The organism is Gordonia hongkongensis (assembly GCF_023078355.1).
Classification (GTDB): domain Bacteria; phylum Actinomycetota; class Actinomycetes; order Mycobacteriales; family Mycobacteriaceae; genus Gordonia; species Gordonia hongkongensis.
This window is the reverse complement of sequence record NZ_CP095552.1, coordinates 2967264-2991830: the sequence shown is the minus strand read 5'-3', so window position 1 is coordinate 2991830 and position 24567 is coordinate 2967264. Positions and strand designations below refer to the sequence as shown.

The window sequence follows — 24567 nt, the reverse complement described above, 5'->3', positions numbered from 1 at the left end:
TGGGCGCGGCCAGAGGGGTGTTGCGCTCACGCGGTGAGACCCCCGGCCGACGACCATCGTTGAGAGCGCTCCTGCCAGTCGGCTCGGAGGAGCTCGTATTCGACCTCGGACCGGTCGCGGTCCGGGTGGATGGTCAGCAGCTCGGCCGAGTCCGCGGCGTCGTCGCAGAGGTGGATGGCGCACAGCGTCATCCCGAGCTTCTCCATCACGCGACGCGACGAGGCGTTGCGGGCGACCGTGCTCGCGAACACGCGCTCGGTGCCGAGGTGGTCGAACGCGAACGCGACGAGGGCGAACGCCGCCTCGGTCGCCAGGCCGCGGCCCCACACCGTGCGCCGGAGGCGATAGCTCAGTTCGAGTTCGGCACGGTTGCTGTGCCGTGGTGTGCGCAGCGAGATCCAGCCGAGGAAGGCGGCGGTGGCGGGGTCGCACAGGATCCAGGTGCCGGTGCCGTGTCTGCGGTGTTCGGTCTCGGCGCGGGGGACCACCCAGTCCTCGATCACGGCGCGCGGTGTCGCGGCACCGCCGCTCACGTACCGCATGACCTCGGGATCGCTGTCGAGGTGGACGAGCTCGTCGACATCGACGGCGGACACCGGGCGCAGCCGAGCCCGTGCCGTGTCGATGTTCACCCGAGCCCCTCACCGCGCGCGGGGTGCGCGCACCGATTCGCCTGACGTCCTGCCCCGGCGAGTGAGTCTACGGTCTGGTCGGCTGTGACTCCTGCAGTTCGTCGTACGCGTGTCCCGCACTAAGATCGCGCCGTGGCCCCCCACCGAGATGCCCCCGATCCAGATGCCCTCGATCCCGAGGCAACCGCAGCCGGTTCCGCCGGACCGGACTACGTCCTCGACATCCCGGTCGCGCTGCGCTGGGGCGACCATGGACATCAACAACCACATCAACAACGTGCAGATCTCCCGGATCTTCGAGGAGAGCCGGGTGCGTTCGTTCTATGAATGGATGCCCGACCGGCCGCGGAAGTTCTCGTTCCTCGTCGCGCGTCAGGACATCGAGTTCTCCGCTCCCGTGCACTACTCGCTCGACCCGGTGCACGTGCGCACCTGCATCGGACGCGTGGGCCGGTCGTCGTTCGTCATGGCCCTGCGCCTGTTCGACCAGTCCGGGACGCTGTGCGCCACGGCCGAGACCACGATGGTCGTCGTCGACCCGGACACCGGCCGACCCACCCCGATTCCCGACGACGCCCGGCCGCTGCTGACCGCGCGCCTCGGCGAGCCGGTGCGTTTCCACACGCCCCGGTCGAACGCCGCGGGCTGACCGGGCCGGGCCCCGGAGTCACAGCCGTCCCATGCTCATCCTGCACCGCGCCGAACGCACCGACACGCTGGCCGATGCGCTGGCCGAAGTCCTGGCGCGTCCGCTCGGCGATCCGATGCGGCCGGAGATCGTGTCGGTTCCCGCAGCCGGCGTCGAGCGGTGGCTCGCCCAGCATCTGGCGCGGCGGCTGGGAACCGGAACCGGCGAGGACGGTATCGCCGCGAACATCGACTTCACCGGGCCGTCCCGCCTGGCTGACGCCATCGTCGCGGCGGTGCTCGGTGACACGCGTCTGAACACCTCGGGCTCGCTGACGGCGCCGGACGATCCGTGGCGTGCGGCCGAACTGACGTGGCCGGTGCTGCGTGTCCTCGACGACCGTGTCGACGACCCCGCGCTCGACGTGATCGCGCGGCACATCGGCGCGGGCGACACCTCCTCGCCCCGGATCGGGCGCCGCTACGCCACCGCACGCCATCTGGCCGAGTTGTTCGACCGGTACGGGCGGTCGCGTCCGTCGCTGATCGCTGACTGGGCCGCCGGCCACGATCTCGACGGTGCCGGCCGCCCCCTGCGGGACGACCTGGCGTGGCAGCCCGGGTTCTGGCGTGCGGTCCGCGCCGAGATCGGCCGGCCGCATCCCGCGGAGGATCTCGCCGCGGTCTGCGATCGGCTGCGCACCGACCCCGCGGCGGGGGGATTGCCGGAACGACTGTCGGTCTTCGGGCCGACGCGGATCACCGAGTCGTTCCGTCAGATCGCCGCGGCCGCAGCCGTCCACCACGATGTCCACCTGTTCGTGCCCCACCCGAGTCCGCGGCTGTGGGCGGACCTCGGTGCCCTCGTCGACCCCGACTCCGGCAATAGGGTCCCACCTCGACGCGGGGAGTGCGAGCTCCCCGAACTGCGAAACCCCCTGCTCGCCGGTCTCTCCCGTGATCTGCAGGAACTCCAGTTGCGGCTCGCTCCGATCGTCGATCGGGACCTGCACCATGTGCCGCGGGAGTCGGTGCTGGGCGACACCGCGCTGCACGTCGTCCAGTCGGGGATCCGCGACGACCTGGCTCCCGCGCCCGGCCTCACCGACACGTCGGACCAGACCGACACGTCGGACCCGACCGTCTCCGCGGACCCGTCCGTAGAGGTGCACGCGTGTCACGGGCCCGAGCGGCAGATCGAGGTCCTGCGGGATCGGTTGCTGCATCTGTTCGCCGCCGATCCCGAGCTGCAGCCGCGCGATGTCCTCATCATGTGCCCGGACGTCGAGACCTTCGCACCCCTGATCCGTGGCGCATTCGGACAAGCGGGACTGCCGCATCCGGCGTTCGACCTGCGAGTTCGGCTCGCCGACCGTGGAATTCGCCATGTGAACCCGATCCTCGACGTGATCGTCGGAGTCGTGGAGCTGGCCGCGGGCCGGGTGACCGCCGGTGACGTCGTCGACCTCCTCGGCGCCCCGCCGGTACGAACCCGGTTCGCGATGACCGACGACGACCTGGATCTGATCCGGGAATGGCTGGCGCACAGCAACGTCCGGTGGGGGATAGGCGTCGCCGAACGCGCCCGCTACGGTCTCGAACGGTTCCGCCAGGGCACCTTCGACGCCGGCCTGGACCGCATCGCCCTCGGCGTCGTCGCCGAGGAGGCCGACGACGAATGGCTCGGTACCGCACTGCCGCTCGCCGGAGTGGAGAGCACCGGCATCGATCTCGTCGGTAGGTTCGACGAGTTCCTCGACCGACTCGGTCGGGTGCTGGCCGAACTGCGGGAAGCCGCTCCCGCGCACCGATGGGCGGAGACGCTCATCGACGCCGTCTCGTCGCTGACGGCGACCGAGCCCGCCGAGGATTGGCAACGCGCACAGGCCATCCGAATGCTCAGCGAGGCCTTCGGGGACACCCGACCGGTCGAGCCGGAGGAGGTGCTGCGTCTGGCGGACGTGCGGGACCTCCTGTCGGCGCTGGTCGCCGGCCGGCCGACGCGCTCGAACTTCCGCACCGGAGAACTGACGGTGTGCACGATGGTGCCGATGCGCTCGGTGCCGCACCGGGTGATCGTGCTGCTCGGGATCGACGCCGAGGTGTTCCCGCGTGTCCAGCGTATCGACGGGGATGACGTACTCGGCGTCGATCCGCTGGTGGGCGAACGCAATCCGCGGGACGAGGACCGGCAGTGTTTCCTCGACGCGATCTGCGCCGCGCAAGATGCCCTCCTCGTCTTCTACAGTGGCGCCGACCCCGTCTCCGGCCGGCGGATCCCGCCCGCTGTGGTCGTGAGCGAACTGGTCGACACGCTCACCGGTCTGACCGGCGTGAGTCCCGTTCGCCGGCATTCGCTGCACGGGTTCGACGCGCGGAACTTCACCCCCGGTGGCGTGCCGGGAATCGCGGGGCCGTTCAGCCACGACGCGTCGATGCTTCGCGGAGCCGAGGCCTTACGCGAGCCGACGCGGCGCGTGGTGGTCGCCGCTGCCGAGGTGCTGCCCGCGCCGGAACGGAACCCCGACACCGAGGACATCGACCTCGCGACCCTCATCGACTTCCACGTGGACCCGATCGTGGCGTTCGTCCGCCAGCGCCTCGGTGCCCGCATCCCCGACGACGACCGGCCACACGACGACCAGCTCGATGTCGAACTGGAACCACTGGACAAGTGGGGGATCGGCGACCGATTCCTCTCCCGGATGCTGACCGGGGTGTCCATCGGGGAGTGCGAGGCGGCCGAGCTCCGGCGCGGCACGCTGCCGCCGTTCGCCTTCGGCACCCGCGAGCTCCGCGCGATCTCGCGGACGGTCACGCGGCTGTACGGCGTCGTCGAGCCGTTGCGCACAGGGACTCCCACGACCCTCGACGTCCTGGTCCGACTACCCGACGGCCGCCGGGTGCACGGAACGGTCGGTGACGTGTTCGGCGACACCGGGCCGGCCGCGTTGGTGCGGCCGACGTACTCCAAGCTCAAGGCCAAACAGCAACTCAGCGGCTGGATAACGCTTCTCGCGGTGGCCGCCGCCGCGACCCAGGGCAATGCCGCGGCGCGGTCGGTGGACTCGGCGGTCCTGATCGGGCGGGCCCCGCGAGGCGGCGGGACCACCACCATCACACTCCGGCGCCCCGAGGATCCGGTTCCGTTGCTCCACGACCTCGTCCGGCTACGTGACGAGGGTCTTCGTCGTCCGCTGCCGCTGCCGCTGGAACCCGCGTACACGTTCGTCGAGAACGACGGGCCCGGCCGGCGCAGCACGTTCTCGCTCGCCAACGCCCGCCGGAACTTCGACGACAGATTCGGTGCCGCGCACGACCCATATGTGAAGCTCGCATTCGGCGGGGACGTGCTGGCCGAGATCGATTTCGACGACCTCCTCGACGGCGCGACACCCGACCACCGCACCGTCGGCGGTGTCGAACTGCCCATGGCCGACGACGAACCGTTGTTCGCCGGGCTGGCCCGAACCGTGTGGGTGCCACTCGATCAGCACCGGGAGGGCACGTGAGACGGCCGGCCACCTTCGACGTCACCGCCGACCTGCCGGATCACACCACGGTCCTGGAGGCGAGCGCCGGAACCGGGAAGACCTACGCCATCGTCGGACTCGCGGCACGGCACATCGCCGAGGGTGTCCCGATTTCGGAGATGCTGCTGGTGACCTTCAGCCGGGCCGCGACCGCCGAGCTGCGCGAACGCATGCGAGACCGTGTGCGCGAGTTGCTCGACGGGCTCGACCGTCCCGGTGCCGCCCCCGGCCACGACGCGCTGCTGCAGATGCTGGCGCAGGGAGCACCGGACGAGGTCGCCACCCGTCGTCGCAATCTCGCCCGCGCTCTGAGCGACTTCGACGCGTCGACGATCGCGACCACCCACACGTTCTGCAACCGCATGCTGGAGGCGCTGGGGTTCCTGGGTGAGCGTGAACTGGTCTACTCGATCGTCGAAGAGGTCGACGAACTCACCGAAGAGGTGGCGCTGGACCTCTACCTGCGCGGCTTCTGGGCAAGCGACACACCGGAATTCGACTTCACCGAGGCGCGGTCGATCGCCCGCGACGCGGTACGCCAGGCGTCGGTCGCACTGGCGCCGGACACCTCCGAGTCGACCGACGGGCCGGGTGGCGATGCGGTGGCCGCCCGTCGGGTGAGTTTCGCGTCCGCGGTCCGCCGCATCGTCGAGGCGCGCAAACGTGATGCGCGCGTACGGACCTACGACGACCTGCAGGCCATCCTGCAACGCATCGTGACCGACCCGGTGGTCGGCGAGCGCGCGTGCGAGCGTATCCGCAACACCTTCACCGTGGTCCTGGTCGACGAGTTCCAGGACACGGACCCGTTGCAGTGGGACATCCTGCGCCGGTGTTTCCACGGCCATCGCCGACTCATCCTCGTCGGCGACCCCAAACAGTCGATCTACGGGTTCCGCGGTGCCGAGGTCCTGAGCTACCTCGCCGCGGTGTCCTCGGCCGACACCTTGCAGGCGCTCGACGTGAACCGGCGATCCGACGGCGCGCTCGTCGACGCCCTCGGACATCTGTACGGCGAAGCGGCGCTGGGACATCCGGGCATCGTGGTGCATCCGGTCTCGGCGGCACACCCGGGCAGCCGGCTCGACGGTCGTCCGCCGCTACGCATCCGCGCGTTCCTGCGCACCGACTTCACGTCCCGTAACGCCTACAACCTGCCCGCGGTGAAGGACGTCCGCGACCGGATCGCGGTCGATGTCGCCGACGACATCGCGCAGACCCTCGCCCAGGGCGCTCGGCTCGAGGTCGACGGAACCTCCCGCCCGGTGAATCCCGGCGACATCGCGATCCTGGTGCGACTCAACAGCACCATCGAGCCGCTCCAGCGGGAGCTCGCCGAGCGCGGCATCAACTCGGTGATCGGGTCGGGGGTCAACGTGTTCTCCACGACCGCGGCCCAGCACTGGCTGTGGGTGATGCGTGCCGTCGAACAACCCTCCCGCGCGGACCGCGTGCGGTTGGCGGCGCTCACGACCCTGCTCGGCTGGTCGATCGAGAAGGTGGCCACCGCAGGCGAACCCGAGGTCGCCGAGCTCGGGGCCGAATTGGCATCGCTGGGACGGGTGTTCGTGCAGGGCGGGTTCGCCGCGATGGCGCAGCGCCTGCGCGACTCGCACGGTGTCGCCGCGCGCGTCCTGGCCACCGAGAACGGTGAACGCATCCTCACCGATCTCCTGCAGGTGTCCGCGCTCTGCAACAAGCACGTGGTCGAGACCTCGGCGGGAGTCAGCGGCCTCGTCGAGTGGCTGGCCGAGCGGATCGCCGACACGTCCGCGCGCCAGCGATACGAAGACCAGAGTCGACGACTCGACCGCGACACCCAGGCCGTCCAGATCATGACCGTGCATGCCAGCAAGGGCCTGCAGTTCCCGATCGTTTACGTGCCCTACGGCTGGGACGGGACGTGGATCGGCGACCGCGGCAACATCACCTACCACGACGAGTCGGGTACCCGGCGTCTCGATGTCGGTGGCGGGCAGGCGCCCGGCCGCGCGGCGCGGCGCAAGCGGTACGCCGAGGAGACGGCCGGCGAAGACCTCCGGCTGCTCTACGTCGCGCTGACGCGGGCGCAATCGCAGGTCGTGGCGTGGTGGGCGCCGTCGATGAACACCACGAGCGGGCCGCTGCACCGGCTGATCTTCGGGCGCGACACCGCGACCCGAATCCCTTCCGAGACCGGCGAATCGGTGTGGTCGGTCGCCCGCGACGTCCCCATACCCGACGACGACGCCACGTGCGTCGGCGTCCTGCGCACCCTGACCGGGCGCGATGCCGCGATCTCGGTCGAGCCCGCCGGCCGGATCGAGGCCGGTGCGGTGGCGGCCCCGCCGCACGCCGATGTCGAGACGGCGACCCTCGGGGTCGCGCGGTTCCGGCGCGCCATCGATCAGGAATGGCGTCGCACGTCGTACTCGGCCATCGTCGCCGACGTCGCGCACGGCGCACCCGGGGGGCCCGCCGGTTCTGTCGTCACCACCGGCAGCGAACCGGCCGACGACATCCTCGGTGACGAGCCGGTCGCCGACCCGATCGAGCTCGACGAGCCGCCCGCCGAGGGGCGCCGAGCGGGAACGCCGTCGCTGATGAACGGGCTGCCCTACGGGGCGGCGTTCGGCACCCTGGTGCACGAGGTCCTCGAATACGTCGACACCTCGGCGCCCGACATCGAAACCCACGTGCGCGAATTGTGTTCGCGCGCACTCGGGGTCCTGCCGGCCGACATCGACGCCGACGTACTGGTCGCCGCGCTCGTCGGCGTCCTCACCACGCCACTCGGTTTCGGCGATCTCTGGGGCGTCGAGCCGGGAGATCGCCTCGCCGAGCTCGACTTCGAGCTCCCACTGGGGCCGCCGGATCGCGCCCCCGGCGCCCGTGGGGCGACGCCGGGGGTGTTCGCCGAACTGCTGGACCGGTATCTGCCCGACGACGATCCGTTGCGTGACTACGTCGATCACCTCCGCGAGCTCCCCGATCGTGAACTGCGCGGCTTCCTGACGGGCAGCATCGACTCGGTGCTGCGCACCCCGGACGGCCGCCACGTGGTCGTCGACTACAAGACCAACCGCATCCGGGCGGGGGACCTGGTCGTCGAGGACTTCGACACCGAGGCCATGGCAGGCGAGATGATCGCCGCCCACTATCCGCTGCAGGCGATGCTGTATTCGGTTGCGCTGCACAGGTATCTGCGCTGGCGCGTCGTCGGCTACGATCCGGTCCGGCATCTCGGCCCGGTGCAGTACCACTTCGTGCGCGGGATGGCCGGGCCGGGCACGCCGCCCGGTTGCGGCGTGTTCGAGTGGGATCTGCCCGCAGACCTGATCCTCGCATTGTCCGATGCACTGGCGGGAGCGTCCCGATGACCGTGTCCGACGTCCAGGTGGTGGAGTGGGCCACCGGTGTGCTCGCCGAATGGAACGAGGCCGGAGTCCTCGCCGCCGCGGACGTGCACATCACCGACCGTCTCGTGACGATGTGCGCCGAGCCGGTGTCCGAGACCGCGCGTCTCGGCGCCGCGCTGGCGGTCCGTGCGGTGCGGCTCGGTTCGACGTGCCTCGCGCTGGACCGTTTGGGCGAGCTGGCCGGCGACGACACCGCCGACCTCACCATCCCGTCGTCCGATGCGGTGCTCGACGCACTGCTCGAGAGCCCGCTCGTCGCGGGCAGCGAGGCGGGTCCGTTGCGTCCGTTGGTGGTGAGACGGTCCATCGATGGGCCGCTGGTGTACCTCCAGAAGTACTTTCGGCAGGAACAGACGATCCGTGAGACGCTGGCCCGCCGCGCACAGACGACACCCGTGGTCGAAGCCGATGCGCTGCGCGCTGCGATAGCCGCCGTCTACACCTCGCCCGAGGACGGGCACCTGCAGAAGCTGGCGGCAGCGGTCGCCGCGACCCGCTGGACCACCGTCCTGGCGGGCGGTCCCGGCACCGGCAAGACCTACACGGTCGCACGCATTCTCGCGGTGCTGGACGCCCTGCAGGGACCCGGCCTCCGTATCGGACTGTGCGCGCCGACGGGCCGGGCGGCGGCTCAGCTGCAGGCCTCGGTGGAAGCGGAGTCGACGGTTCCCGTCACGGCGCACGCCGTCACGCTCCACTCGTTGCTCGGCTGGCGCCCGGGTGCCAACCCGAGGTACGGCCGCGGGCGGACACTGCCGCACGACGTCATCGTCGTCGACGAGACCTCGATGCTGTCGATGACCGCGATGAGCCGTCTGCTCGACGCAGTCCGGCCGGATGCACGGGTGATCTTCGTCGGTGACCCGCATCAGCTCGCGTCGGTCGAGGCCGGAGCGGTGCTCGCGGATCTCGTCGAACGGGCGGATGTCGCTGGGGTGCAAGGAGAGTCGGGAACCATGACGGCGGTATCACAGGCCGCGCTCGAGGCGGTGGGCGGGGATGCCGATCATGAACTGGAACCCGAGGACACCGATCATCTCGCCGGTGGCGTCATCACCCTGCGGCGCCAATTCCGTTTCGGCGGCGGCATCTCGCGGGTCGCGGCGGCCGTGAACGCCGGTGACGCAGACGAAGTCCTGAGACTGGTCGCCGCGGACGACGTCCCGAACGTCGAACTCGTGGCGCCCGACGACCTCGATGCCGTCCGTGCCGATCTCATCGAATGGGGCCGGGCGCTGCGGGCAGCGGCCCGTCGTGCCGATGCCGACGGGGCGCTCGACGCGCTCGACGCCCACCGGGTGCTGTGCGCGCACCGGGAGGGGTCATGGGGTGTCCGTGGCTGGTCGGCCAGGATCACCGAGTGGCTGGGCACCGCCGGCGCCGAGCTAGCCGGATGGTATGCGGGACAGCCCATCCTGGTCACCGCCAACGACCGCCAGACGGCGACGTTCAACGGCGACACGGGCGTGGTGATCGCCGATCCCGAGGGCCGGACGCAGGGGGCCGACGGCGTCCGGGTCGCCTTCCGTCGCGGCGGATCGGTGCGACTCCTGCACCCGACGCAGCTCGCCGACGTCGTGTCGGTCCACGCGATGACCATCCACCGCAGCCAGGGCAGCCAGTTCCGGCAGGTCACGGTGATCCTCCCGCCCACGGGCTCAGAATTGCTCACCCGGGAGTTGCTGTACACCGCCATCACCCGCGCCCGCGACCACGTGCGGATCGTCGGGACACCCGAGGTGCTGGCCGCGGCGGTCGACCGCCGCGTGCAGCGCGCCAGCGGTCTGCGATCGGCGGTGACGCCGTTCGACCGCTCCTAGATCAGGTCGCAACCACCGGGGACGAGGTCGCGGCGCTGATAGCACTCGACGCCGAGCAGCTTCTCCTGGATGTCGTCGGGCAGCGACATGAAGCCGGAGATGGCCCGGCTGCGATCGATCTCGGAACGGTGGGCGGTGACGGCCGCCCTCTTGCGGGCCGCGAGATCCGACACATCGACGACCACGTCGATCTCGGACTCCGGGGTGCCGGGTAGCTGCTCCCGGGGGATGTCCGCGAACAGGCTCTCCGCGAGGATGTCCATCATCCACTCCGGGATGGTGGCGAAGTACAGCGAACGCACGCGCCACGCCGGCCCGGCGCGGTGATAGAGCTTCGTCGACGCCGCCGCGTCGGCCGCCGCGCACGCGAGCCGGTGCGCGTGGACGTGGTCGGGGTGACCGTAGATACCCAGCGGGTCGTAGGTGATGACGATGTCGGGTTGCAGTGCCCGGATGTGGTGGGTGAGCGCACGGACCTGTTCGTCGAACGACGCCTCGCACAGCCGCTGCGCATCGGGTGCGGATTCTGGTCGCCGGTCGTCGGCATAGCCGAGCATGATCGGTGGTCGCGGCATGCCGAGGATGTCGACCGCGTCGGCGAGTTCGCGGTGCCGGACGGTGCCGTCGGTCCAGGTGCACATCACGAGGTCGACCTCGCCGCCGGCGTCGGTGTGACGCGCGATGAGTCCACCGGTCCACAGTGATTCGTCGTCGGGGTGCGCGTGCACCAACAGCAGTCGGGGTGTGCCCATCCACCTGGCTTCCTGATCGTTCCCGCACGGCACGGATGTCGTGCGGGGTAGTCGGTCCCCGACCCAGGGTAGCCACACCACCGCTCGGTAAAGTCGGTGTCCGTCACACGTGTCGCACCGGCGCGGAGATGTTCGTCCGTCCGGTGCACGAGAACAGAACATGGAGGTCTGCGATGAGCGCTCAGCCCGAAGTCCACGAGTTCCAGGCCGAGACCCGGCAGCTGCTGGATCTCATGGTCCACTCGATCTACTCCAACAAGGACAGCTTCCTGCGCGAGCTGATCTCCAACGCGTCCGACGCACTGGACAAGCTGCGGCTGGAGTCCCTGCTCGACAAAGACCTCGACGTCGACACCTCCGACCTCCACATCACGCTCGACCCCGATGCCGAGGCCCGGACCCTCGTCGTGGCCGACAACGGCATCGGCATGACCCGCGACGAGGTCGTCGGCCTGATCGGCACGCTGGCCCGTTCGGGCACGGCCGAGTTGCGCCGGTCGCTCGCGGAGGCTCGCGCGAACGGGGTGTCCGACGCGGCGGCCGAGGAACTGATCGGTCAGTTCGGCATCGGCTTCTACTCGACGTTCATGGTCGCCGACAAGGTCACGCTGGTGACCCGTAAGGCGGGGGAGAGCACCGGCACCCGCTGGGAGTCGACCGGCGACGGAACCTACACGATCGACGACGTCCCCGACGCCCCGCAGGGCACCTCGGTCACGTTGGCGCTCAAGCCCGTCGACACCGAGGATCACCTCTACGACTATTCGGATCCGACCAAGCTCCGCCAGCTCGTGAAGCGGTACTCGGACTTCATCGCGTGGCCGATCCGGATGGACGTCGAGAAGACCGTTCCGGTGGAGACCCCCGACACCGAGGCCTCCGACGCCGACGACGCGGACGAGAAGAAAGCGCCGGAGACGAAGACGGTCGTCGAGGCCGAGACGATCAACTCGATGAAGGCGCTCTGGGCCAAGTCGCGCTCGGAGGTGACCGACGAGGAGTACCAGGAGTTCTACCGGCACGTCTCCCACGCCTGGGATGCGCCGCTGGAGACCATCACGCTGCAGGCCGAGGGCACCTTCGAGTACCAGGCGCTGCTGTTCATCCCGACGCAGCCACCGTTCGACCTGTTCATGCGCGACAGCAAGGTAGGCATCCACCTCTACGTCAAGCGCGTCTTCATCATGGACGACTGCGCCGAACTGATGCCGGAGTACCTGCGCTTCGTCAAGGGTGTCGTCGACGCGGCCGACCTGTCGCTGAACGTGTCCCGCGAGATCCTGCAACAGGACCGCCAGATCCGCGCGATCCGTCGCCGGCTCACCAAGAAGGTGATCTCGACGGTCACCGAGATGCGCGCCGGCCGGCCCGACGACTACCGCACGTTCTGGGATGCCTTCGGCCGGGTGTTCAAGGAAGGTCTGGTCAACGATCCGGACAACCGCGAGGCGCTCCTCAAGGCCTCGTCGTTCGCGACCACCCACTCCGAGGACGAACTGACCACACTCGCCGACTACATCGGCCGGATGAAGAGCGGTCAGGACACGATCTACTACATGACCGGCGAATCGCGTCAGCAGATCGTGAACTCGCCGCACATGGAAGCGTTCCGCGCCAAGGGAATCGAGGTTCTCGTCCTGTCCGATCCCGTCGACGAGATGTGGGTCTCGGCGGGTGCGGAGTTCGACGGCAAGTCGTTCCAGTCGATCGCCAAGGGCGCCGTCGACCTCGACGGTGACGACGAGGACGCCGACGATTCCGCCAAGGAGGAGCAGAACAAGACCTACGCCGACCTGCTGGGGTGGCTCACGAGCACCCTCTCCGACGACGTCAGTGAGACGCGACTCTCGTCGCGCCTCACCGAGTCGCCGGCGTGCCTGGTCGGTGACACGTTCTCGATGTCTCCGCAGCTGGAGAAGCTCTACCGGGCGTCCGGTCAGGAATTCCCCAAGTCCAAGCGGGCACTGGAGCTCAACCCTGATCACCCGCTCGTCGCCGCGCTGAACAAGGCCTACGGAGCCGGGGATCACGAACAACTGGTGCCGACGGCGAAGCTGCTGTACGGCATGGCCGTGATCGCCGAGGGCGGTGAGCTCGACGACCCGGCCGAGTTCGCGAAGCTGTTGGCCGGTCGGCTGACCGAATCGTTCGCGGCGAGCGGACCGTCGGCCGGTTCGGAGTCCTGATCGGTCTGTCCAGACCACGGGTACGCCGCACGTGAGCCGCCGAAGACGGATCGTCGTCTTCGGCGGCGTCGCGGCCGTCTTGGCAGTGGTGCTGGTCGCCGCGCTCGTCGTCGGGCTGGCCCGCGAGGACGAGCGGGCAGCCACCCCGTCCGAGGCGGTGCAGACCTATCTCGACGCGCTCGCCGATGCCGACGCCGACGCGGCTCTGGGTGTCATCGATCCGCGCCCCGACACCCGGTTCCTGTCCGACAACGTCCTGCGGGCTCAACGCGCCGCGGCGCCGCTGGGCGACATCGAGGTCCGGTCTGCTGCCGACGGTGCGCCGGAGGAGAACGTCCGGGCGAGATACCGGATGGGTGCCCGGGTCATCGACACCGAGATCCGGACCGTACGGGTCGCCGACGGCTGGGCCGTCGTCGACGGCGCGATCGCGGTCCGGATCGAGTCGCTACGGGTTGTGCAACCGACGTTCTTCGGCGGCGAGGTCGAGGAAGGGGACACGGTGCACGTTTTCCCCGGACCGCAGCGCTGGGGCTCCCGCGACACCGACTTCGTCGCGCGCGTCGCAGACGACGATCCTCCGACCGCGCCGAGAGGACCCATGTCCGTCCGCGTCGTCGGCGAACTGAGCGCCACCGGCGCCGGAGCCGTCAGCGACACGGTGTCGGCGCACCTGACCGCGTGTGCGGCGTCGACCCAGGCCGATGCGGGTCGGCAGGTCGCGGGCTGTACCCAACGGTTGTACCGCTCCGCGGTGGACGGCAGTGTGCGGTGGACGGCTCCGAAAGACCTGTCCGGGCTGCGCTATCTGCTCCGTGTTCCGGGTTCGGATGCGAGTGGGGACAGCAGCCGCGACGGGTCGGATCTGGGTGTCGTCGACGTCGTCGGCCCGGTGCGCTGGCGGGTGTCCTACACCCCCGAGTACGACGCGGACGGCCCCCGGGTGGAGACCGTCGACGAGCAGTACCTCGTGGGCCATGTCGACCTCACCGAGAGCAGTCCCGAGTTCGTCACCGACGGCTGACCCACCGACTTCCGACCAGGGGGGTCAGCGCGGTCGCAACCGGAACACCGGGATGCGGCGGTCGGTGCGCTTCTCGTACAGATCGAAGTTCGGCCACACCGCCCGCAGCGTCTGCCAGGCCGCGTCCCGCTCGGCGTCGACCAGTTCGGTGGGCACCGCCTCCGACACCTCACCGTGGACGATGATCTCGATCTCGTCGGCAGCGCGGAGGTTGAAGACCCATGCCGGCATCTTGGGACCGCCGAAGTAGGAGCCGGCGATCAACCAGTCCGACCCGTCCGGGACGGCCAGGAGTTGCGTCGTCCGGACCGCACCGCTCTTGCGGCCCGGGACCCGGATCGTGATGTTCGGCAGATCACCGATGTCGAGCAGGCTCAGCCGCTGTCCTGACACAGATTGAAGAACGCTGTCGCACTTGACGATCTGCGGGAGGAAGCGAGGCATCCAGGAGATCGACCCGATCTTCACCGCGAGTCCGCGCCGCACCTTCATGCGCCCAGTGTGTCACGGGGATTCGGCGAATCGACGTCGACTCCCCGGACCCGTGTCGAGTCTCCGCCGACGCCGTGACGGTTCGATGCCCTCCGGGCGGATGGGCACCGAGGTAGCGTTGCGGTCCGTGACGACCGGTGACAGCGTGACGCACATCTTGATCGACGGCGGCCAGACCGGCACCCGCGTGCGGATCGAGACGCCCGACGGTGGTTCCGACCACGACGCGCCCCCGATCCGAACCGACCGACCGGTCGTGGAGCAGATCGCCGCAACCGTGCGGGACATCCTTCGAACGGCGAAGGTGAGGTCGGGTCCCGACGGGTCGCCCGGCCCGGCGGTGGTCGCGGCCGGCGTGTCGGGACTGACCCCCGGCGCCTCCCGCCCCATCGATCTCCTCGCCGCGCTCGGCGACGCAGGCGTCGACTCCGTTGCACTCGCCCATGATTCGGTGACCGCGTATCTGGCCGCGAATCGTCACGAGTTCGGCGCGGTCACCGCGGTCGGGACAGGCGTGGTCACCCTCGGGGTCGGCCGGGGCGGTGTCTGCCGGGTGGACGGCTGGGGATACCTCTTCGGCGACGCCGGCAGTGCCTACTGGATCGGGCGGTCGGGCATCACCGCGGCACTGCGCGCCTTCGACGGCCGGGGGCCCGAGACGGCACTCCGCATGACCACCGAGCAGGAGTTCGGTCCGCTGGCCGAGCTGTACATGTCGGTGCAGGCCGACCCCGACCGCGTCGCACGCATCGCCGCGTTCGCCCGTGCGGTCGACGCCGCGTCGGAGGCCGGGGATGCGGTGGCACGACAGGTCATCGACGACGCCGCCGACGAACTGGCGACGTCGGCGATGACCGCGCTCGAACGCAGCGGCCGCGAGGCCGGCGAGCCAGCACGCGTGAGCTGGGTCGGCGGTGTGATGTCGGCCAGTGATCGACTCCGAAACCGGTTCGTCGACAACGTCTCTCGCCGAGCCCCCGAGGCGTCCGTGGAACCGCCGCACGGCCCGCCCTTCGACGGCGTCCGACTCCTCACCGATCTCGACGCCGCACACCCGCTGTCCGAGCACGTCTACCGTGCGACCTCTGCTCCCTGAGCCGAAAGAGGCGGTCTCCATTGCTCCCTGAGGTGCGAGGAGCGCAAGCGACGAGCCACGAAGGGTTGGCGACGCATCCCACCAGGACCCTTCGTGACGGCCTCCGCAAGCTCCGGCCTCCTCAGGGAGCAGTGGTTGGGCTCGCTCCGAGCACAACGGGTTCTTTGGTAGTCAAGACGGCCGCCGGGCCGAGCGAGCGACGAAGGAGCGCGTCGAGGTCGACGAGCCTCGAAGCTCAGGGCGGCTCAGCGACCCTTGAACTCGGGTTTGCGCTTCTCGAAGACGGCGGTGATGGCCTCGGTGAGGTCCTCGCTGGGCAGGAACGCGGAGTTCCACGCGGCGACGTAGCGGAGGCTGTCGTGGACGGCGGCGCTGCGCGAATGGTCGAGAACGGACTTGATGCCGTGGACCACGAGCGGCGGGTTGTCGGCGATCTCGCGGGCGGTCGAGCGGGCGAGCTCGAGCACGGCGGTCTGATCGTCGGCGACGTCGTTGACCAGACCGATCTTCTCGGCGCGGGCGGCGTCGATGTCCTTGCCGGTCAGCGCCAGCTCCCGCATGTGACCGTCGCCGATGATGAACGGCAGGCGCGCGAGTGTGCCCACATCGGCGACCATCCCGACCTTCACCTCACGCACGCTGAACTTGGCGTCGGCGCTGGCGTAGCGCACATCGGCCGCGCAGATCAGGTCCACACCGCCACCGATGCACCAGCCGGACACGGCTGCGACCACCGGCTTGCGACAGTCGGCGACCGCGGTGATGCCGGCCTGGAGTGTGCGGAGCGAGTCGAGGAATTCGGTGCGCGGCGCCGCTTTCGCGTCCCCGGCGAGGACGGCCGACAGCGTCCCGCCCATCGCGACGAGGTCGAGGCCGTAGGAGAAGTTCTTGCCCGACCCCGTCAGCACCACCGCGCGCACTTCCGGATCGGTGTCGAGGTGCCCGAACAGCTCCGGGAGTTCCTGCCAGAAGTCCGGTCCCATGGCATTGCCCTTGCCCGGGCCGATGAGGGTGACCTCGGCGATGTGGTCGGAGACGGTGACGTCGAACGCGGTCCAGGCGCGGTCGTTCCAGGCGTGGTCTGTCATGCGAGGGAGCCTACTCGGCGGTCAGAACCGGCCGTGTCCGGATCCGCCGACGGCAACCGACGGCGACCGGTCGGGGCGAGAGCGGTGCGTCGACCCTGTTAGATGGGCACATGAGCGGATACATCCAGGAGGACATCGACCCGGACGAACTCGCGCACCGGACCGAACTCGCGTCCGCCATCGCGGGCAGCGTCCGGGACTTGATCGATGCGACGGTGCGCACCGAGGTCGGTGAGACAGACATCGCGGAGGCGAGGCGGCTCATCGCCGCCGCCACCGAGATCCTCCGGAAGGACCAGCTGCCGGGCCCGTTCGGCATCCGATTCAACTCCGACGGCACCAAACGGTCCTGGGGCAATGCCGTTCTGGGGCGGCGGAACCCGATCGCACCGCCGGTCGAGCTCCATCACGAATCCGAGTACAGCTGGCTCGAGGTCGCACTCGGTCCCCAGTACGAGGGTCCGGCCGGACTCGTCCACGGCGGCGTGCTCGCGCTCGTCTTCGACCAGCTGCTGGGTTCGACCGCGGAGTTCCAGGGTGTGCCTGGGATGACCGGCACCCTCACCGTCCGGTATCGGCGCGGTACGCCGCTCGGGGTGATCCGCGGCGAGGCACGCGTCGATCGGGTCGAGGGTGTGAAGACGTTCGTCACAGGGACGATCTCGGTCGACGGCCAGCTCACGGCCGAGTCCGAGGGCATCTTCATCCTGCCGCGGTGGGCTCGCGGTGAGGTGCCCGACGCCATGCGGAACTCGGTCGGCGAGGGCTGAACGCCCCGGGCCGGCCCGTCGCCCGATGACTGGTCAGACCTCCGCGTGAGTCGACCGCGGCCCGACAGGCGAGTAGCGCGCACACAGGAACGCGCCGTTGCGTGCGAAGTCCTGCAACTCGAAGTCGTAGGCGCGCGGGAAGAGTGGTCGGCCCGACCCCAAGGTGACGGGCGCGATCGACACGATGACGTCGTCGAGCATTCCGGCTTCGGCGAACTGCGCGGCGAGGTCGCCGCCGCCCACGACCCAGACGTGGCGGTCGCCCGCTGCGTCGACCAGACGGTCACGGAGGTCTCCGGGGCTCCCGGCGACCACCGAGATGGTGTCCGACACCGGCGTCAGTGACTGATGGGTGAAGACGAACGTCGGTATGTCGTATGGCCACGGCTTCCCGTCGGAGACCTCGTGGTCGAGGATCCACCGGTAGGTCGTCGCGCCCATCACGGCGACACCGACCTGCCGGAAGAAGTCGTCGTAGTTCATCGGCCCGCCCTCCTCGAGCGGCTGGCTGAGCAGCCAGTCGAGGTTGTCCCGGTCGTCGGCGAGGAAGCCGTCGAGGGTCGTTGCCGTGTAGTAGCGGAATGCCATCAGAATCCTCCGGAGTGTTTGCGGTGCCACATGATCGGGTCGGGATCGAGAGTCGGGGCGGTGACGTCGACGCCGGAGTCCCGCAGCATCCAGCGGGCGACGAGCCGACGATGTGCGGAGAACGTCAACACGTGCGCAACGATCTGGGAGAGCAGGAACGATTCGGGTGGGTCGCACAAGGCGTCGATCACGCGGTCCTGCCACGCGCCGCGTCGGTCGATGTCACGGATCAGGGCGAGCCAGCGCGGTGCAATGTCGCGATGCAACTCGATGAGGTCGGTCAGTTGGGTCGGTGCGGCCGGCGGCAGGTCGGCTCCCTCGATCGTCGACAACCAGGGGAGTTTGTCGCCGACCAGATGGGAAATGACTTCTGCGAGAGACTCTTCCGGTCCACTCCAGGACAGCAGCTGGTTACCCGCGAGACGCGGCGCGGTCCACGACGCGGCGTCGAGCCCCTTCGCGGCGTCGAGGAGCGCCTCGATGTCGTCGAGGTCGTGGCGAATCATGAGCATCACCACATTGCCCGCATCCTCGGTCGTGGGTGAGCCGCTGTCGACGTACAGCGCAGTGGGCGAGTGGAAGTGGATGCCGTTCGGCGCCGGCAGCCAGTGGCTGTGCTCTCCCACCGCACCCATGCGGCCGGGACTGTGTCCGAAGGCGCGGCTGAAAGCACGCGAGAAGCCGTCGACGGACGAGTACCCGGACTCGAAGGCCACATCGGTCACCGACTGTCCCCGCTGGAGGAGCCACGCCGCACGTTCGAGGAGGACGCGGCGCCGCAGGGCCACCGGTGCCTCGCCGGCACCGCGCCGGACCTGCCGGGTGAAGTGGAACGGCGACGCGTAGGCGCCCGAGGCCATGTCGTCGAGCGAGGTGTTGTCCTCGGACAGCACCGCGTCGAGAAGCTGCCGGAGACGGTCACGGTCGGTAGAGGTCACCCTCTGAGTATGGAACCGCGAAAGCCGTTCCCGCCCGACCGAAATTGCTCCACCGGGCGGCGGTGCCGATCAGTCCCTCGTCAGCAGGGGGATCAGACGTTCGGTCTTGGCCTCGGTCCAGCCCGGCGGCTGCAGGATCTTGGCCCAGGCTGCCGGGATCGCGGACATGTAGTTGTGTCCGTGGCCGTCGGGGACTCCGACTGACACCGCCATGTCGGCGCTGACCTGCAAGAAGGTCACGAACGGGATCCACCGCATCGCCGACAGCACGTCGCGTCCGGGTTCCTCCTCGAGCCAGTCCGGCTCGCGGAGGATCAGTCGCGGGTTCCACCACGAGATCGGATCGGAGGCGTGCTGCAGATACACCGCGCGACCCGACGGCGACGTCCACTCGGTGGTCGGCTTGTCGAGGTCGGGTGCGTCGGCGATGAATCGGACCTGTCGTCCGTCGTCGTAGGTGGGCAACACTTCCGGCGTCCCGTCGTCGCGTGACCCGGTCGTGTCCACCCACAGTTTGTTGTTGAAGGTCGGTCCGCTGAACAACGCACCGTCGGTTCGCGCGCTCAGCGCCGGGATGGTCCCGAACGCCGACTCGGCCGCGAACGAGCCGAGGCTCTCGCCGAAGACGACGAGCTTGGGGCGTTGGGCCTCAGGTACCTCGCGCACCCGTTCCGAGACCGCCTCGAAGAGCGCCTGCCCGGCCTGCCGCGCGCGTTCCTTGTCGACGAGGAACGACAACCAGCTCGGCAGGTACGAGTACTGCATGCTCACCGTCGCCGTGTCGCCGTTGTACATGTACTCGAGCGAGTCCACCGTCGCCTGGTTGATCCACCCGGTGCCGGTGGTGGAGGCGACCGCGATGAGTTTGCGCTGCAACCCGCCGGCGCGGACGAGTTCCTCTGCGGCGAGTTCGGCATTGGCACGCAGATCTGTACCCGAGCCGAGCCCGACGTAGGCGCGGATCGGTTCCATGGCGGGGGACCCGTTGAACGCGCTCAGCTCTTCCACGGTGGGCGACACCGAGATGAAGATCCGGCCTTGACGCCCGAGCGAATCCCAGGTCACCAGCGAGCCCGGACCGCCCGAGCGCTGCGGGGTGGTCGGCGGACTGGAGTCCGCGGTCGTCTCGTCGTTGACCGCGGCGAACGACGAGTTCAGCGCCTGCATACCGTAGTTGGCGACGACGCCGTTGAGGACCAGCACCGTGATGATGATCCCGATGGTCGCCGCGGCGAAGGCCGAGATACGCGGCGGCGCCACGCGATTGAGTTTCCGGACGAGCCACTTCACCCCGTCGCCCCACGCCTGCCCGATGGTCATCAGCAGGGCGAAGACCACCACGGCGATGAGCAGGATCTGCGGGTAGGCCGTCCAGGACAGGAGGTCGACCCCCATCATCGTCCGGACCTGGTCCTGCCACCGCTGGAACGCGACCAGCATGACGACGGTGCCCGCGATCGCGGCCAGGCCCAGCGCCGCCCAGAGTCGGCGCATCGGCGCGGGCCAGGGTTCCTCCCGGGAGATCATGTAACGGATCAGCCAGGACACCAGCACACCGAGGCCGTACCCGACCGCGGCCGAGGCCCCGCTCACGATGCCCTGGAACAGCGGCCCGCGCGGCAGGAGCGACGGCGTCACCGACAGCCACAGAAAGACGAGCGCGACCGTCAACCCGACGCAGGAATACCGGTGGAGCCGCCGCCGCCACCACCACGACGGCTTCTGTCCTTCTGCCGGGCCGGTGGCGCCGGACTGCTCCGGAACCGATGCTTCGTCCGGTTCCGGAGCGGCAGGTGGTTGCGAGGTGGGCGTGGTCGACGACACGTGGGTTCCTCTTTTCTCGAGAACCCGGAAACCGTAACACCGATCGCGGTGTGGCAGCGGCGCTTACGGCGACCGTGACCGTGGTGCCATCCAGCGGCGTCCGTTACTTGACCTCGGACCGCAGAATCCGTAGCACCCCGAACGCCAGGGGCAGCCCGATCCAGATCACTGCCGAGACGAGCATCCTCGTCCATTCGCCCCCGGTCGCCCAGTCGCCCTCTTGAAAGGGCACGTTCGTCAGGCCGGTGTCCACCCACTGGCCGAGATTGTCCTTGAACCACGGGACCAGCTGGCTGACCACGGTCAGAGCGGTGGGCAGCGCGAAGTAGGCGACGATCGCGCCCGGGGTGTTCAGGATCAGGGCGGCGAAGCCGAAACCGAGCAGCAAGCCGAAGGTCTGCGAGACAAACGAATTCACGAACCCGGCGAGCGTGAGGTCCCAGGAGCCGGCGGGATCGGGGAACGCCAGACCGGCGATTCCGTTGCCGATGACGCCGAGGATGAGCGCGACCGCGACCGCCGCGACGGCGGTGAGGAGCGCCGCCACCAGCTTCGCTCCGACGACGCGCTGCCGTCGGGGTTCGAGGGTGAATGTCGTCAGCGCGGTGCGTTGGCTCCATTCCCCGGTCACGAGCAGGATCGCGAGGATGGGCAGGATGATGGCGGTCGGGATGTTCATCATCCCGAAGAACTGTCCGAGGTTGAGGTTCTCGGGGCTGTTGCGGTTCGCGATGAGCATCGCGATCACGACGATCGCCGCGATGACTCCGATCGAGGCGGTCAGCCAGAAACCCGCACGCGTGTCGACGAGCTTGCGCAGTTCGACGCGGACGAGTCGGGAGAACGGGATTCCGGGGCGCTCGACGTCGATCACGTCGGTGTGCGGCACGGGGGTGCCGAAGTCGGCGAGGGTCATCGAGCTGCTCCTTCGAGTGTGGTGTGTTCACGCTGGGTGTCCGCGGTCAGCTGCAGGAACATCGCCTCGAGCTGGGCGCCGTCCGCGGGCCGCAGCTCGGTGAGGACGACGCCGACGGCGGCCGCGGCGCGGCCCACGTCGACGGGGTCGGCCTCGACATCGAGTCCGCCGGAGGCGTTGCGCTGCACGGTGATCCCGGCTGCGTTCAGCGCCTCGCCGAGGGTCGCGTCGTCGAGTGATCGGACGTGTGTCCCGGCGCCGGCGAGCAGTTCGTCTTTGGTGCCCTGGGCCACGATCCGGCCGTTGCCGATCACGACGATGTCGTCGGCGACGATCTCGATCTCGTGCAACAGGTGCGACGACAGCAGCACCGTGCCGCCGCGATCGGCGTACCCGCGCAGCAGGGTTCGCATCCAGTGGATGCCCGCCGGGTCCAGTCCGTTGGCCGGTTCGTCGAGGATCAGGATCTTCGGGTCCCCGAGTAGGGCTGCGGCGATACCGAGACGCTGGCGCATGCCGAGGGAGTAGTTGCGCACTCGTCGCCCGGCCTCCTCCGGGGTGAGGCTGACCAGTTCGAGCATCTCGTCGACGCGGTCGTGGCCGATGCCCATCGTCATCGCCGACAGTCGCAGGACCTCCGCGCCCGTCCGGCCGGCGTGCTGAGCCGAGGCGTCCAGGAGGATGCCGACCTGCGTGCCGGGATTCGGGATGGACCGGTAGTCGACGCCGTAGAGTTGCGCCACCCCCGACGTCGGCGGCGTCAGCCCGGCGATGATCCGCATCGTCGTCGACTTCCCGGCGCCGTTGGGGCCCAGGAATCCGGTCACCTGCCCGGGGCGGCAGGTGAAGGACACGTCGTCGACTGCGACGTAGTCGCCGTAGCGTTTCGTCAGATTCTTCACTGTGATCATGTCGTCCATCGTGTCGTTCCCGCACGGCGCGCACATCGGACCTCCGGACAGCGTCGTATCGACCGAAAGTCGTAGGGGTCGACACCCACCGGGAGGACGCGGGCACCACCGGCGCCCGACTACGGTGACGGTTGTGCGTCCTGAGCAGTACCAACCACCGTTGACGTGGGCCGGCCGATTGTGGCGGCTCGCGGTGATGCTCTGCGTCTCGGCCGGCACCTTCGCCACCCGTGCGTCGTACCTGTGGGACGAGGCCCGGTGGTGGTTCGTCGCCGACCTCGCACTCGGGGTGCTCTCCTACATCGTCATCTGGTGGCGCCGAAGCCATCCCGTACCGGTCACGACGTTCACGAACATCGTGACCATCGTGTCGTCGTCGTCTCTCGGACCGGGCATTCTCGCCATGGTGTCCCTGTCGACCCGGCGTCGGTGGCGCGAGATCATCCCGCAGGCGGTGTTGTCCGTTGTCGCGGGGATCATCGCCCTCGCCTTCTTCGCCACTCCGACCGAGGCGAACGATCCCGTCATCATCAGTTACTCGGTCACGGTGGTCGCGACGGCGGCGATGGTCGCGTGGGGTCTCTACATCGGTTCGCGGCGTGAGCTTCTCGCCAGCTGGCAGGCGCGCGCGCTGGCCTCCGAGGCCGAACAGCAGGCGAAGGTGATGCAGGCGCGTTCGCTCGAACGGGCGCGGATCGCACGCGAGATGCACGACATCCTCGCGCATCGGATCTCGGCGATGAGCATGTACGCGGGCGCATTGGCCTACCGTTCGGACCTGTCCGGAGAGCAGATCCGCGAGACGGCGCAGACCATCCAGGAGACCTCGCACCTGGCGTTGACCGAGCTGCGGGAGGTGCTCGGGGTTCTGCGGGAGGGGCCCGGCGACGCCGCGCCCGAGGAACCGCAAGGGGTTCCGGACCTGGCCGCGCTGATCGAGGAGGCGCGCCGGCTGGGGATGCGTGTGGACAGCCGATGCGACATCGATGTCGATTCGCTGGGCCCGGCGATCTCACGCACGCTGTATCGGTGTGTGCAGGAGGCCTTGACCAATGCGCGGCGTCATGCGCCGAGCGCGCCGGTGACCATGCACATCCGGGGCGGACCCGAGCACGGTGTGGACCTGCTCGTCGAGAACCCGCTACCGCTGACAGCGGGTTCGACCGGTCCCACACCAGGATTCGGACTCGTCGGCCTGGCCGAGCGGGTCGGGTTGCACGGCGGCAGGCAGTCGGTGACCGTGAGCGAGGACAAACGGTTCCTGTTGCACGTCTGGTTACCGTGGCAGTCATGACCGCCCGCATCATGATCGTCGACGACGACCCCCTCGTCCGTTCCGGACTCCGGCTTCTCCTAGGCGGTGATCCCGGCCTCGACATCGTCGCCGAGGCGGGCAACGGGCAGGAGGCTCTCGACTCCCATGCCGCGGCACCCGTGGATCTCGTCCTCATGGATCTGCGGATGCCGGTCCTCGACGGGATCGCGGCCACCGGCCGCTTCAAGGCACTGGCCTCACCACCCGCGATCATCGTGCTCACGACCTTCGACGCCGACGACTACGTCGTCCGCGCACTCGCGATGGGTGCCGACGGATTCCTGCTCAAGGACACGCCACCCGTCGAGATCGTCGCGGCCATCCACCAGGTGCTCGACGGTCGACCGGCCCTGAGTCCCTCGGTGACCGCCGCGTTGATCAAGCAGGTCGTCACCAGCGGCGGTCACCGAACCTCGTCCGCGGTCGAACGTGTCGACCGACTCACCGCACGCGAGCGTGATGTGGCCGTCGAGCTCGCCCGTGGGGCGTCGAACGCCGAGATCGCTGAACGGCTCTACATGAGCCTTGCGACGGTCAAGGCGCACATCTCGCACATCTTCACCAAACTCGACGCGGGCAACCGAGTCCAGGTCGCGATCCTGATGCACGACGCCGGGATGGTGTGACGTCGACACACCCACCCCTTTTTCGTGAACC

The 24567-nt window shown here is 69.2% G+C and carries 18 protein-coding genes and 1 pseudogene; 10 read left to right on the top strand and 9 right to left on the bottom strand.

From position 1 onward, the window contains the following. Window positions 1-26: 26 nt before the first annotated feature. On the bottom strand, window positions 27-632 hold the full coding sequence (locus tag MVF96_RS13685) for a GNAT family N-acetyltransferase (RefSeq protein WP_058253204.1): 606 nt from the start codon (window positions 630-632) through the stop codon (window positions 27-29). Window positions 633-854: 222 nt separating this feature from the next. On the opposite strand from MVF96_RS13685, the pseudogene MVF96_RS13680 reads away from it, so the two are divergent. From MVF96_RS13680 to recD, 4 genes and pseudogenes are all read left to right on the top strand, one after another. Then, window positions 855-1281: pseudogene (locus MVF96_RS13680) on the top strand (acyl-CoA thioesterase). Between the two features lie 31 nt (window positions 1282-1312). Continuing rightward, window positions 1313-4771, top strand: a complete 3459-nt coding sequence (gene recC, locus MVF96_RS13675) for an exodeoxyribonuclease V subunit gamma (protein ID WP_247449358.1) — start codon at window positions 1313-1315, stop codon at window positions 4769-4771. Then, window positions 4768-8151, top strand: a complete 3384-nt coding sequence (locus MVF96_RS13670; protein WP_247449356.1) for a UvrD-helicase domain-containing protein — start codon at window positions 4768-4770, stop codon at window positions 8149-8151. The genes recC and MVF96_RS13670 overlap by 4 nt, the downstream gene beginning before the upstream one ends. Continuing rightward, complete coding sequence (gene recD, locus MVF96_RS13665) at window positions 8148-10010, top strand: exodeoxyribonuclease V subunit alpha (protein WP_247449354.1); 1863 nt, start codon at window positions 8148-8150, stop codon at window positions 10008-10010. The genes MVF96_RS13670 and recD overlap by 4 nt, the downstream gene beginning before the upstream one ends. On the opposite strand, the gene MVF96_RS13660 is transcribed toward recD, so the two are convergent. After that, the gene (locus MVF96_RS13660; protein WP_058253209.1) at window positions 10007-10762 is read right to left on the bottom strand and encodes a PIG-L family deacetylase; all 756 of its coding nucleotides are present in this window, start codon (window positions 10760-10762) and stop codon (window positions 10007-10009) included. The two genes, recD and MVF96_RS13660, sit on opposite strands and share 4 nt — an antisense overlap. Before the next feature lie 173 nt (window positions 10763-10935). Between MVF96_RS13660 and htpG the strand changes: the two genes are divergently transcribed. Both htpG and MVF96_RS13650 read left to right on the top strand, forming a co-directional pair. Next, window positions 10936-12948, top strand: coding sequence for a molecular chaperone HtpG (gene htpG / locus MVF96_RS13655; protein WP_065629860.1), 2013 nt, complete (start codon window positions 10936-10938; stop codon window positions 12946-12948). A gap of 31 nt (window positions 12949-12979) precedes the next feature. After that, window positions 12980-13972, top strand: a complete 993-nt coding sequence (locus MVF96_RS13650) for a hypothetical protein (protein ID WP_247449352.1) — start codon at window positions 12980-12982, stop codon at window positions 13970-13972. A gap of 24 nt (window positions 13973-13996) precedes the next feature. On the opposite strand, the gene MVF96_RS13645 is transcribed toward MVF96_RS13650, so the two are convergent. Beyond that, a complete protein-coding gene (locus MVF96_RS13645) occupies window positions 13997-14464 on the bottom strand; it encodes a nitroreductase family deazaflavin-dependent oxidoreductase (RefSeq protein ID WP_247449351.1) in 468 nt (155 codons plus the stop codon). A gap of 100 nt (window positions 14465-14564) precedes the next feature. Between MVF96_RS13645 and MVF96_RS13640 the strand changes: the two genes are divergently transcribed. After that, on the top strand, window positions 14565-15560 hold the full coding sequence (locus tag MVF96_RS13640; RefSeq protein ID WP_247449349.1) for an N-acetylglucosamine kinase: 996 nt from the start codon (window positions 14565-14567) through the stop codon (window positions 15558-15560). A 245-nt stretch (window positions 15561-15805) separates the two neighbouring features. Here the strand turns inward: MVF96_RS13640 and MVF96_RS13635 are convergent, their stop codons facing one another. Then, complete coding sequence (locus MVF96_RS13635) at window positions 15806-16648, bottom strand: crotonase/enoyl-CoA hydratase family protein (protein ID WP_058253511.1); 843 nt, start codon at window positions 16646-16648, stop codon at window positions 15806-15808. 110 nt (window positions 16649-16758) lie between these two features. On the opposite strand from MVF96_RS13635, the gene MVF96_RS13630 reads away from it, so the two are divergent. Beyond that, window positions 16759-17418, top strand: coding sequence for a PaaI family thioesterase (locus MVF96_RS13630; protein WP_078114034.1), 660 nt, complete (start codon window positions 16759-16761; stop codon window positions 17416-17418). Window positions 17419-17451: 33 nt separating this feature from the next. On the opposite strand, the gene MVF96_RS13625 is transcribed toward MVF96_RS13630, so the two are convergent. From MVF96_RS13625 to MVF96_RS13605, 5 genes are all read right to left on the bottom strand, one after another. Continuing rightward, window positions 17452-18006: a dihydrofolate reductase family protein gene (locus MVF96_RS13625; protein WP_247449348.1), complete on the bottom strand. Its 555-nt coding sequence runs from the start codon at window positions 18004-18006 to the stop codon at window positions 17452-17454. After that, window positions 18006-18944: a helix-turn-helix domain-containing protein gene (locus tag MVF96_RS13620; protein ID WP_058253508.1), complete on the bottom strand. Its 939-nt coding sequence runs from the start codon at window positions 18942-18944 to the stop codon at window positions 18006-18008. The genes MVF96_RS13625 and MVF96_RS13620 overlap by 1 nt, the downstream gene beginning before the upstream one ends. A gap of 69 nt (window positions 18945-19013) precedes the next feature. Further along, complete coding sequence (locus MVF96_RS13615; protein WP_058253507.1) at window positions 19014-20768, bottom strand: alpha/beta hydrolase; 1755 nt, start codon at window positions 20766-20768, stop codon at window positions 19014-19016. Window positions 20769-20871: 103 nt separating this feature from the next. Further along, complete coding sequence (locus MVF96_RS13610) at window positions 20872-21684, bottom strand: ABC transporter permease (protein ID WP_058253506.1); 813 nt, start codon at window positions 21682-21684, stop codon at window positions 20872-20874. After that, window positions 21681-22595: an ABC transporter ATP-binding protein gene (locus MVF96_RS13605; protein ID WP_418930386.1), complete on the bottom strand. Its 915-nt coding sequence runs from the start codon at window positions 22593-22595 to the stop codon at window positions 21681-21683. The genes MVF96_RS13610 and MVF96_RS13605 overlap by 4 nt, the downstream gene beginning before the upstream one ends. A gap of 133 nt (window positions 22596-22728) precedes the next feature. Between MVF96_RS13605 and MVF96_RS13600 the strand changes: the two genes are divergently transcribed. Together MVF96_RS13600 and MVF96_RS13595 are read left to right on the top strand one after the other, a co-directional pair. After that, window positions 22729-23889: a sensor histidine kinase gene (locus tag MVF96_RS13600; RefSeq protein WP_068970851.1), complete on the top strand. Its 1161-nt coding sequence runs from the start codon at window positions 22729-22731 to the stop codon at window positions 23887-23889. After that, window positions 23886-24536 (top strand): response regulator, encoded by a 651-nt coding sequence (locus MVF96_RS13595; RefSeq protein WP_247449345.1) that lies wholly within the window; start codon window positions 23886-23888, stop codon window positions 24534-24536. The genes MVF96_RS13600 and MVF96_RS13595 overlap by 4 nt, the downstream gene beginning before the upstream one ends. Window positions 24537-24567: the final 31 nt, after the last annotated feature.